Source organism: Vibrio hepatarius (assembly GCF_043642085.1).
GTDB classification, from domain to species: domain Bacteria; phylum Pseudomonadota; class Gammaproteobacteria; order Enterobacterales; family Vibrionaceae; genus Vibrio; species Vibrio hepatarius_C.
In genome coordinates this window covers 1-10649 of the sequence record NZ_JBHZSA010000025.1, presented here as the reverse complement: position 1 = coordinate 10649, position 10649 = coordinate 1, and the positions used below count along the sequence as shown (strand labels likewise).

The window sequence follows — 10649 nt, the reverse complement described above, 5'->3', positions numbered from 1 at the left end:
CGATCTTTGACTACCTTGTTCATTGGAATCTCCTATTCACATAACGCCCTGTTAAGGTGTGAGCAACGCAATACCGAAGCCTCTGTATACCACCTTAAACACAAAACGCAACGCATAGCAAAAATGCCAAGCGTTGCGAATCTGCTTAAATTTATTGTTAGTTTTTACTATTTCCACTGAGCTCAGCAATGACTTCATCTGGCGTGACAATACGTGTCAGCAAGTGAGTTATGTCTGGGTCTTCAATAGGTTCAAGAGCATAAACTGGTTTGCCGAGACCTAAAGCATAACCGATATCCATTGCTACACTTTTTCCAACGTAACCACCAAAATTTAGAATATAGGTAATGTCGGCTTCTCTAATGCGCTGCAAGCAACCATCAATACCATTAGCTTGAAGGGGCTCAGAGATAGTAGTTTCAATACCTGCACTGACCAAAGTTTCTCGTATAGCCTGCATCTTTTCTAGATTCTTGAAACTACCAGCAACATAAACAGATTTACTCATACAGCCTTCCTATTTTTGCGTAAATTTTGATGTAAACACTAACGCCCAATTAAGGGGTGAACAACGCCTCCACCCACACCTAACGCATTGTGCCATAAACACTAAATTTGAAGTAGAATCAAAAATGCCAAGCGTTGAGAATCCCTCTTAAATTGATTGTTAGAGTTCTTATCTCAGGTCTTCGATTTTTGCTTTTATTGTTATTGCAGCTTTTGCACATGAACCACTAAATATTAACTGAAGCAGGAAATCGATATCTTCAATGAACTCAAATAATTGATTGTGGTCAAGTAAATATAATGCATGAAGTGCATTTTTTAACTTTTCATCATCTATAGTTATGTCCCATTCATGAGCAAGCTTATTTCGAACAACTCTTAAAAAATCAAACCGATCTTTCATTACATTGTCAAGCAACCCCAATTCGACACACCTATTAACTTTTTCGAATAGGGAGTTAGACTTTTTCTTTCTATCAGGATATTTATCATAAAAGACACTTAAAAGCTCAGTAACCAATGCATCTAACTTTGATGTCCAGAGTATCCCTACACTCAAAAATGATTTTTTAGCATTTTCTTCATTCACTTTATCGATGAACTTTGAAAACTCTTGGTACTCCGGTGGAATTTCACACACCGGTATTTCTGCTTTCATGCCATTCTCAGAGTCGTACTCTTTTACAGCGCCAAACTCCCCAGAAATACAACGTTCCCAAGTATCCCTACCGTGTACTTCACAATCAAATCTATATGCAATGAATTCGTACTCTTCTTTCATGTGGTTTGATCGCACAAAACAACGAATTCGAGTCTGATCCTCAGAGAAAAATTGAGGGTCACGAACAGAAATGATTTTTATTGGTACCAAGTTATTTCTCCTGAACTCTAACGCCTTGTTAAGGTGTGAGGCATGCAATACCGAAGCTCCCGCATAACACCTTAACCACTAAAACCAACGCATAGTAAAAATGCCACGCGTGCCGAATCACTCTTAAACAATTTGTTATGAGTATGACTCAAAGGGTGTGAGATCAATCCCCTCAAAATCACATACTCCTCTTATTACTGGATTGCGACAAAGACGTTTCAGATAATCCGATAAGTGCTGATAACTCTCCACATGCGCCTCTTCTGGTAGCCACCCTGCCAACATGAATAGAAAGTAGTCACATGCAGTTAACTCATTTCCGATTAAGTATTCATGTTGCTTAAGTTGCTCATCAAGAATGGATAACACTTCCATAATACGAGAGTTTTGAGCCGAGACTATACCTGAAGCCCCTAACTCACTAGTTGTGTGACGCTTTGGGTAATAGCGAATCATTAATTCTGACTGTAGCGTATTGTTAAGAAATGCTAACCATTGAAAGAATAAAGGACGCTTGGCATCACCCAATGCTGGCATTAACCCTGAGTCAGGGTGTAACTCACAAATATGAATACAGATCGCAACACTTTCAAAAACCGCCTGCCCATCGACAATCAGAGTTGGAATACGACCCGCAGGGTTCAATCTGAGATAGTCTTTCTTTTTGTGGGATTGAGCCTTCTTGTCTACCAACAACAATTCAAAGTCAGCTTTCACATGCTGCAATAGAAAGTGTGGAGCCAAACTAGCGTTGTTTGGATAGTAGTAAAGCTTGAACAAATTAGGCTCCTTGCCTGTAATTCTGGGGATACTCATAACGCCAAATTAAGGTGTGAACAACGCTAACACCTTACCTAAAGCATTGTGCCATAAACACTAAACTGGCTTGAAGCGAAAGCGCCGAGCGTTGTGAATCACTCTTAAATTTATTGTTAGGCTTACTTCTCTTCGTTTCTACGATGCTTCCACCATGTAAACCAACCACCCACCAACAAAGCTAACCAAGCAAGTACATCAATGAAAGCAATACCGTTAACTTGAATGCCTACATCGCGGAACAGTTTGTCCCAATGCGCTTTACCAGCACCTTTTTGATAGTCAATTAGATTGCCTTCTTCGTCCCTGTATACCAACTTGTCGTAACGATAGGCATAGTCATGAATTAATCCTGGAATGAGTAACAAACCAGTCGGAGAAAGTAACATCCAGAGAGGACGCGGAATCGATGCACCGTCAAACTCGAAGCCTGCAGGAATGACAATGGTTTTGCCGTCTGGGAGCTGATAACTCCATTCCTCTTTCACCCGCCACTTTCGAATTGAAAAGATCCATATATAGATTCGGCAAATCAAGCTAGGGACCTTTTTCGTGCGAATTGGAATGGGTTGTAAAACTGGCATCCTCATTTGAAACCTCCTTGTAAGCCTAACGCCCAATTAAGTTGTGAGCAACGCTTCCACCGCACTGAAACACTTCACCGTAATCACTAAACCAATTGAAACCGAAAGCGCCGAGCGTTGTGAATCAGCTTGAATTGTTTGTTAGGCAAATTTCTCGTTTACTCACTTACTTGGTTTGAAAACAGAATACCTTAAACACGATAAGCAACCAATCACCCACTGACTTTTTGTGATTCAAGAACTACTAAAGCCACTATGTTACAGCCTCACTTTTTACGCTCACGAAATACAGCCTTTCAGCGAGAAAGTAGCTTTTGAACCTGAGAAACCAAAAACTGCGAAATGACAGCGAATACGAAAGCTTCTTTGAACTAGCCCTTTCCACACCTTAAGCCAGTGAAACTCACCACCGACCAACACTAAAAACCAATGAGGCAACCCACGAATTTTGACATGTTTTACGGTTGGAGAGGTTCAAGGACTTGAGCCGACAATGCTGAATTGCCGACTACGAAAAACGAACTGCCAGAGGGAACAAGAAGATTAGAACTAAGAACTTTTTTGCCCTTTGCCTAACGCCAAGCTAACGGGCGACAACGCCATTCCACCCAACATAAAAACTGCGCCCTAAACACTGAAGCTGATTTGAATGAAAGTGGCCAAGCGTTAGGAGTCCCTGTTGAGCGCCTTGTTAGTTGCTGCGCCTTAGCCTACATTGTGAGCTAAGGTGCCAATAGATTTTAGGTTATTGATTTCATTTACGAATGCAAATGGGGCAGTTGAGAACTGAAACCCAACGCACGAAACGAACCTTGGTAAAGAAGAAATGACCGTTGGTTTCAAAGGCGCAGCCGCAGAGGTAATTTTGCAAAGAATTCTGGCGATGAAGCCAACAGCCAAGTGCGCTGGACTTTGGGTACTTGAGCTGATATCCAAACCCAAGAATCAGAGTTAAAGAACTTAACACGCACACCATTTCAGTAAGCTGCGAAAGGTCGATTCAAGCACTAGACGACCAGTGCCACTGGCGAGATAGGAGAGGGGCAGGGCGTATCAGGTGAGTTGCTAGAGCTAATGACCCTTCATATTTTCAACATTTGTTTATTGGTTTTCGAACTTCAACTAACGCCGCGTTAAGTGGTGAGCAACGCAGACCACCCTACCTAAACCATTGTGCCGTAAACACTAAAGCTGAATCAAACTGAGAATGCCGAGCGTTGGGAATCCGTCTTAAACGCTTTGTTATAAGTATTTTCCCGTTTTTTAGATATAAAAAAACCCGACATTGTCGGGTTTTTAAATTGTCATGCTTACAATAAGTTAAGCAATACAATGTGTTTGGCTGACTTAATATTAGTTCACTGCTGAGTAAGTTACAAGCAAAACTGAGCAGAAACCAACCACTTAACATGATTTAAAACACATTGTGCAATAAAATATACCAATCTACTTGCACATGCCTTTTTTGATGATAGCATACAGCCACCAAATGTATTGTTGTTAAGTGAACTTATTAACGGAGAGCATTCGTAATTTCTCCTGGATGTTTTCACTGCGAGCCTCTTGAGGTGTCTTAACCTATAAAGTGAGCAATACAATGTGTTTGGCGACAAGTTGTATGAACTGAGTAATCGCAGTGATTGGATAGACTATGCTCGGGGATTTAGCTCCTTACTTTAGAGGAGACTAGTGATGGAAATCGCTCTGATTCTTTGTGCGGCACCTGCTGCAATCTATTACACAATTTGTGTTTACGAGAAGCTACGTAAGTAGTGAAGTAAAACAAGTTTGGCGACCATAGCATTGCGGACCCACCTGAATCCATTCCGAACTCAGAAGTGAAACGTAATAGCGCCGATGGTAGTGTGAGGCTTCCTCATGCGAGAGTAGGACATCGCCAGATTTACTTCAGCCGCATACTTATAACGCCAAATTAAGGTGTGAACAACGCTGACACCTTACCTAAAGCATTGTGCCATAAACACAAAACTGACTTGAAGTGAGGGCGCCAAGCGTTGTGAATCACTCTTAAATTTATTGTTATGCCTATTTTTTATCCCACCCCACTACAAGGCCATTCTCTATAATTACCCTTAAGTTGTAACGGTTTTTACCGGACTTATTATACTTCCAAACTTCTTTAACCTTTGTTTTCAATACCTTTTCATCTACATCCAAAGGGTTTCCTAGAGAATCGATTACTTGTCCTTGTGTCTGCCCCTGCCAAATCGAACCTTTCATCAGCTTTTCGACTAAACTAGCATTCCCATACTTTTGCATTAAATACTGGCGTCTTTTTTTCTCTTTTCGAATGTTAAATAAGACACCTACAACTAAAAATGCAACAAACCAGATGAACAACTCCATCCCTAACCTCTCCAAAAAATAACGGACTGAAACATTGATATGCTTTCTTCATATGAACCATGTTCAATAGACAAAGCCCCTCGGGATTCTATGGATGCAGGTAGGACGAGAAAAACAAAAGATTTTTGTAGAGACTATAAGCATAAATAGGCATAACGTCCTGTTAAGGTGTGAGCAACGCAATGCCGAAGCCCCCGCATACCACCTTAACCACTAAAGCTAACGCATAGTAAACATGCCACGCGTTGCGAATCACTCTTAAACAGTTTGTTAGGTTGATATTCCGATAGCCTGTAGTTTCAATTTTCGTTGTTCTTGCAAAGACTCAAGTGTATGGTCAGTAAACTGATACATTCCACGGATAATAAACTGAATGTATTGAGTTAAATCTCGGAATAATTTTTCGCGCTCAGGGGCTGAAGGAATAAGATCTTCAAGTAAAGCACCTTCATGGATGATCCTCGTTCTATACCCTACATTCACACCATCTATTTTCAAGCTCGTAAGCATCTGAAATACTTCACTAAGGTCTTCGTATTGCTCCCGACTTTGGGCGATATGAGACTGAAGTTTCGGTCGCACTTGCTTAAAGTTAGTATATTTATCCCCGGTACCTAAATACTCAAACAAAGCCATTACGTTGATAAACTTCAATGTATCACTATTGGCATACATAGCCCTGTTATAGAGTTTTAAGGCATGTTCAATTATTTGTCCGACCTCATTTCGTGATGGTTCGTCGGGCTCTATCGTCGTAACAAAGGGGTGTCCTTCCATACCAATAGTATCACTACTCTCCAAGCCAATACCCAAGCCACTTGAAACTGCTCCCCCCATCTGACTCCCAGCAACAATCTCAGGTAATTGGTTTGGTAAAGAAATACAGGCTCCCATGAAGCCATCAGAACCCTGCCAATAACCAGGAATCATAGGAAGTTTGTCAGGAACAAACAAATCACAGTGCATAAATCTAATTACGTTTAGGGCATTAAATGCTTGGTCAGATAATGACTTTAGAAACAACAAATCAGAGTCATGGTCTTTAAAACCCTGAAAATGAAGGGGATCAAAAGATAAAATTGCCAAGTCAGAGTTAGTAAAAACAGATTTTTTTATACCTGTAAAGGTAGTGGCTACTTCACGAATACTGCGCCCATTTAGTTGGTGTCCTATATCTTGAGGGGTGAAGCCCTCTTGAAATTCAATCAGGTGCGCTTGTTCAATAATGCTAGACACACCTGATATACATGAACTGTGAGCAAAATTAACCCCACTTTGAGTTAGCACTCCATCAACACTAAAAATTCCCAGAGCTGGCATGATTACAACACCGCGCCCTGCACTAAATTGCTGAGAGCAATACTCTTGTAAATCAAACATAATCATTGCTTCCGTAAAAAACCTAACGCCGCGTTAAGTGGTGAGCAACGCTACCACCACACCTAAACCATTGTGACATAAACACTTAACCCGAGGTAAGCCGAAAACGCCAAGCGTTGGGAATCCGTCTTAAACGCTTTGTTATGCCTGTGCCCATTCGCTACGTAAAACTGCTAAAACGATAGTATCCCACCATTTTGACTTAAAAAAGCGATGCTCCTTAAAGTGAGCTTCTTGTCTCATGCCCAGTGACCTACACAACCTAATAGCAGGTAAATTCCTGCTGATGGTTTCTGCGTAGACACGATGAATACCCAACTCTGAAAAACCAAAGTTTAAAAGTGCTTTTGACGCTTCTAAACTTAGACCACTACCCTGAACTTCCCTAGAAAAGGCGCAACCCATTGAAGCCTGGTTATTAGACTCCAATCGCAGGCAAACTGTACCAATAAACTTTCCCGAGACCTTACTTTCAACAGCTAGTTGATACGATTGACGAGGAATCTCAGATATTTGATCCACAAAAAGGTGAGTTAATTCTCGGTATTTATCAGGGTTACAGTCACTTTCATCGTAAAAACGCTGATACTTCGGGTCTTGAGACATACTAACGAAAGCATCCTCGTCACCTAGCATCATGTCCCTAATTATCAGGCGCTTAGTCTCGATTTTAAACATCGAAAGTTCCTTTTTCTTCGTAAGGCATAACGCCGCATTAAGGTGTGAGCGACACTTGGCTATACTTGAGCGAAGCGAAACTGCCAAGCGTTGCGAATCACTTTTAAATGCTTTGTTATCTTTTAATCATAACTACTGAGTTGAGCACTTTATTTCCTTGAGGGTTAGATTGTTCGGCAACGTACTGTAATTGTGAAGATTTAAACTCAGTATCAATAAATTTTATTTCAGCCTTTCCGCGATTGTAATTACCACTAGAAACATCTAAATGTAGGTCTAAAAGATAGTTCTTTACATCATCAATATTGACTTCAAACGGTACTAATCCTCTATCTATGATACTAACGTTTCCACCATTACTTAATAATTGCCTGCCCGCGTCATAGACATCTTTGTGTACCTTGTTTCTATAGCGAGCCATATGACTAGGCTCTAGATCTTCAACCTTAAGGTTGAAGCCATTAGCTATAGTGTAAGGGTCTGAACCAATAAACCAGCAGATTAGCATATCAAATGAAGCCTGTTGGAAAACTTGGAATTTCGCGACGTCAAATAGGTTTAAGATAAAGATATCTACTCGAGAACTTGTTTCTTGGTATTTCCCGTTAACACTTTTTACAACTGACGTGGACACGCCATGACTGGTTAAATATTCTTCAGCTTTTGAAGCTAAGTGTTCATTTACCTCAACACATATAACCTTAGGAACTTTTTTGGCTATTTCCAAAGTACTAAAACCAGCACCACAGCCAATCTCTAGTGCTCGAGTCGCGCTAGGTAAAGTACTTGCCATCCATGTGTAAAAGTTTCTTTTTTCAAACCCAGATGAGTTTTTCGACCACTCATTGGCATATTGTAATTTATTCATTGGTGTTGCATTTTTAAAATCCATTTATACCTCATTAAGTCATTGTATTGGGGGAAAGATAACGCCCAGTTAAGTAGCCAAAAACGCACAAATGTTGTTTCTGCAAACTACCCTAAACACAAAACTCACCGCAAACCAAAAGTGCCACGCGTTTTTGGTCTGCTTGAACTGTTTGTTGTAGCGATACAAGCAAACAGACTTAACTTGGCAATGAGCACTTAGCTTGCATTCAATGAACAGCATCTTAGCCAACAAAACCCTCTGCAACCAGACCACAAAACCCAAAACACCGATTCAGTCGAGAATTTAGGAAAGCTAGCCGGAAACCAAACTTCAAAATCTGATGAAGCCGAGTGATTTTGAAACCAACACTGGCTTGGCTTGCGAGAATTTACCACCTTGATTCAGGCTAAGGAATCGAACTCAAAAACACTGAAGCCAGCAACTTTCCAAAACCTTACAACCCTTGAATTTTCAAAGCGCTATAACGCCAAATTAAGGTGTGAACAACGCTGACACCTTACCTAAAGCATTGTGCCATAAACACTAAACTTGCTTGAAGTGAAAGCGCCGAGCGTTGTGAATCACTCTTAAATTTATTGTTATGTGCGTACCAAACGGTAGCGCCTTACTGTACCTTCACTTTCATCTGTGTAGTTGCCCAGATAAACACCACCACAGTTTTCAATGACCTTTTGTGAAGCTGAGTTTTCGATTGAACAGGTCAAAATAGCTGAGTCAGATACAACATTGTCACGAACCCAAGCGAGAAGAAATGAGGCGACTCCTTTACCACGAGCTGTCGGTCTGGTTTCATAGCCAATATGACCTATGACATTTTCAATGTACTCGTTTGTACCGTGTCGAACTCTGATTGAACCGAGAATTACACCTGACTCCATACAAAAATAAGTTGTTATTGGCGCCCAACCGTCAGGCAATCCCACACCTTTGGAGTATGCGACTCTCTTCTTCAGATACGCATAACTGTCAGTTTTTGCTTCATCATAGAGCTCTAAACCATCTGCAATACAGGACTCAACGTAGTCTTTAAACTGGTCTTGATGAGCTACTTTCGCTTTCGCAATTTCCATTTTACTCCTAAGCACATAACGCCAAATTAAGTAGTGAGCAACGCCACCACCTGACCTAAACCATTGTGCCGTAAACACTAAAGTTGATTCAAACCTAAAATGCCAAGCGTTGCGAATCTGCTTAAATTTATTGTTAGTTGCGTTCTGACCACTCCGACCGTAACACACCATATTTGACGGAGTCATAGTATTCACCATTGTAGTAACGAACCTTTCTAAGTCTCGCTTCTTGCTGAAAACCCAGTTTCAAGGCCAAAGACATCATTCGAGGATTACCCGACCAAGTGGTTAAACCAACCCTCTCGATCTCTTTAGTTTCGAACAAGTACGATACCCATAAAGGCAGAGCAAGCGCAGCAATTCCCTTACCCCAATACTGTGCATCGTAAATAACCACACCAGCTTCAAGCCAACGAGTTTCTTCACATTCCCAGTAGCAACTAACCGTTCCAACAGGAATATCGTCAACAGTAATTAATTGTAAGTCTGAGCCAGCGACTAAACGTTGAAATGATGAACTTTCAAACTGTTCTAATGTTGGGTGAGAATATGGAAAATAAGGACCATTGAACTTCATCCATTCATCATTTGAAATAACCAAAGAATGGAGAGATTCCAGTTCGTCTTCCTTGGCTGGTCTAATATCTACTTTCATATCTTCCTCAATACTTCCCGATTCTTTGTAGCAAACTAACGCCGCATTAAGTGGTGAGCAACGCAGACCACTCTACCTAAACCATTGTGCCGTAAACACTAAATTCAAAGCAAACCGAAAATGCCGAGCGTTGGGAATCCGACTTAAATGCTTTGTTAAGCAGCTGACTCACCTAACTTCTTAGAGATGCCATCTTCATGCATTTCAGGGATCAACTGAAGGACATTACTTAATTCATCTACCACGGTGTATAGCTGTGTATGAAATTCTTTTAGCTCTTCAACAGTATAACTGACAAAGTCTTTAGTCGACCGTTTCGAACCGTCCGTTGCGCTCGAAAAACCAGTACCAAAAATCTCATCATCACTCGTTCTTGCCCAACAAAAGTGTGCAAACTTATTTCTTGTTTGTCTTAGGTTATTAAGGTGTCTGTTTGTTTGAGATATTTTCGACTCAAGATCTTCATCAACAATCTGATTTCTATAACGTAGTCGATGTAGTTCGAGCGCATCTGTTATTGCTCGTTGCAGTTTAGCCGCACCCATTCCACGAGAATACACTCTGCCAGGAAACTCTGGAGTGAATAATAAGCGACTAAGTAAACTACCCAGTAAAAACTCAATGTTAGACCATTCAACAACGACACGACCAATCAGCGCATAGTGCTCATCGGTCAAATCAGCATATATTGATGTATGATTTAATGGCATTTCTACAAAACTCCTGTTGATGTTAATTTTTCGCCTGCTGCTTAACGCCCAATTAACGTGTGAGCAGCGCAAACACTGAACTTGAGCACTGCACCGTAAACACTAAATTCAACCCGAAG

Annotated in this window: 11 protein-coding genes and 1 rRNA gene; 1 reads left to right on the top strand and 11 read right to left on the bottom strand. The window is 40.9% G+C overall.

The genetic code is table 11. The features are described from left to right. Positions 1-157: 157 nt before the first annotated feature. From ACHUFZ_RS20775 to ACHUFZ_RS20760, 4 genes are all read right to left on the bottom strand, one after another. Positions 158-508, bottom strand: a complete 351-nt coding sequence (locus tag ACHUFZ_RS20775; protein WP_394128649.1) for a nucleotide pyrophosphohydrolase — start codon at positions 506-508, stop codon at positions 158-160. 168 nt (positions 509-676) lie between these two features. Then, complete coding sequence (locus tag ACHUFZ_RS20770) at positions 677-1288, bottom strand: hypothetical protein (protein ID WP_394128648.1); 612 nt, start codon at positions 1286-1288, stop codon at positions 677-679. 225 nt (positions 1289-1513) lie between these two features. Next, on the bottom strand, positions 1514-2158 hold the full coding sequence (locus ACHUFZ_RS20765) for a glutathione S-transferase family protein (protein ID WP_394128647.1): 645 nt from the start codon (positions 2156-2158) through the stop codon (positions 1514-1516). A gap of 158 nt (positions 2159-2316) precedes the next feature. Further along, entirely contained in the window at positions 2317-2682 is a 366-nt protein-coding gene (locus ACHUFZ_RS20760; RefSeq protein ID WP_394128646.1) for a DUF1353 domain-containing protein, read from the bottom strand. A 1883-nt stretch (positions 2683-4565) separates the two neighbouring features. On the opposite strand from ACHUFZ_RS20760, the gene rrf reads away from it, so the two are divergent. After that, positions 4566-4681 (top strand): 5S ribosomal RNA (gene rrf / locus ACHUFZ_RS20755). A 143-nt stretch (positions 4682-4824) separates the two neighbouring features. On the opposite strand, the gene ACHUFZ_RS20750 is transcribed toward rrf, so the two are convergent. The 7 genes from ACHUFZ_RS20750 to ACHUFZ_RS20720 all read right to left on the bottom strand — a co-directional run bounded on the left by ACHUFZ_RS20750 (position 4825) and on the right by ACHUFZ_RS20720 (position 10530). Beyond that, entirely contained in the window at positions 4825-5145 is a 321-nt protein-coding gene (locus ACHUFZ_RS20750; RefSeq protein WP_394128645.1) for a DUF2845 domain-containing protein, read from the bottom strand. A gap of 270 nt (positions 5146-5415) precedes the next feature. Then, complete coding sequence (locus ACHUFZ_RS20745) at positions 5416-6525, bottom strand: hypothetical protein (protein ID WP_394128644.1); 1110 nt, start codon at positions 6523-6525, stop codon at positions 5416-5418. Positions 6526-6666: 141 nt separating this feature from the next. Further along, the gene (locus ACHUFZ_RS20740) at positions 6667-7203 is read right to left on the bottom strand and encodes a GNAT family N-acetyltransferase (protein ID WP_394128643.1); all 537 of its coding nucleotides are present in this window, start codon (positions 7201-7203) and stop codon (positions 6667-6669) included. Positions 7204-7318: 115 nt separating this feature from the next. Next, the gene (locus ACHUFZ_RS20735) at positions 7319-8095 is read right to left on the bottom strand and encodes a methyltransferase domain-containing protein (RefSeq protein ID WP_021458338.1); all 777 of its coding nucleotides are present in this window, start codon (positions 8093-8095) and stop codon (positions 7319-7321) included. Between the two features lie 578 nt (positions 8096-8673). Beyond that, on the bottom strand, positions 8674-9165 hold the full coding sequence (locus ACHUFZ_RS20730; protein ID WP_394128642.1) for a GNAT family N-acetyltransferase: 492 nt from the start codon (positions 9163-9165) through the stop codon (positions 8674-8676). Positions 9166-9298: 133 nt separating this feature from the next. Then, on the bottom strand, positions 9299-9820 hold the full coding sequence (locus ACHUFZ_RS20725) for a GNAT family N-acetyltransferase (protein ID WP_061893183.1): 522 nt from the start codon (positions 9818-9820) through the stop codon (positions 9299-9301). 155 nt (positions 9821-9975) lie between these two features. After that, the gene (locus ACHUFZ_RS20720) at positions 9976-10530 is read right to left on the bottom strand and encodes a hypothetical protein (protein WP_394128641.1); all 555 of its coding nucleotides are present in this window, start codon (positions 10528-10530) and stop codon (positions 9976-9978) included. Positions 10531-10649 lie beyond the last annotated feature (119 nt).

Bases quoted from the DNA above. Each gene is read 5' to 3' on its own strand.
- ACHUFZ_RS20775 (WP_394128649.1), bottom strand. From the start codon at position 508: ATGAGTAAATCTGTTTATGTTGCTGGTAGTTTCAAGAATCTAGAAAAG.
- ACHUFZ_RS20770 (WP_394128648.1), bottom strand. From the start codon at position 1,288: ATGAAAGAAGAGTACGAATTCATTGCATATAGATTTGATTGTGAAGTA.
- ACHUFZ_RS20750 (WP_394128645.1), bottom strand. From the start codon at position 5,145: ATGGAGTTGTTCATCTGGTTTGTTGCATTTTTAGTTGTAGGTGTCTTA.
- ACHUFZ_RS20745 (WP_394128644.1), bottom strand. From the start codon at position 6,525: ATGTTTGATTTACAAGAGTATTGCTCTCAGCAATTTAGTGCAGGGCGC.
- ACHUFZ_RS20740 (WP_394128643.1), bottom strand. From the start codon at position 7,203: ATGTTTAAAATCGAGACTAAGCGCCTGATAATTAGGGACATGATGCTA.
- ACHUFZ_RS20735 (WP_021458338.1), bottom strand. From the start codon at position 8,095: ATGGATTTTAAAAATGCAACACCAATGAATAAATTACAATATGCCAAT.
- ACHUFZ_RS20730 (WP_394128642.1), bottom strand. From the start codon at position 9,165: ATGGAAATTGCGAAAGCGAAAGTAGCTCATCAAGACCAGTTTAAAGAC.
- ACHUFZ_RS20725 (WP_061893183.1), bottom strand. From the start codon at position 9,820: ATGAAAGTAGATATTAGACCAGCCAAGGAAGACGAACTGGAATCTCTC.
- ACHUFZ_RS20720 (WP_394128641.1), bottom strand. From the start codon at position 10,530: ATGCCATTAAATCATACATCAATATATGCTGATTTGACCGATGAGCAC.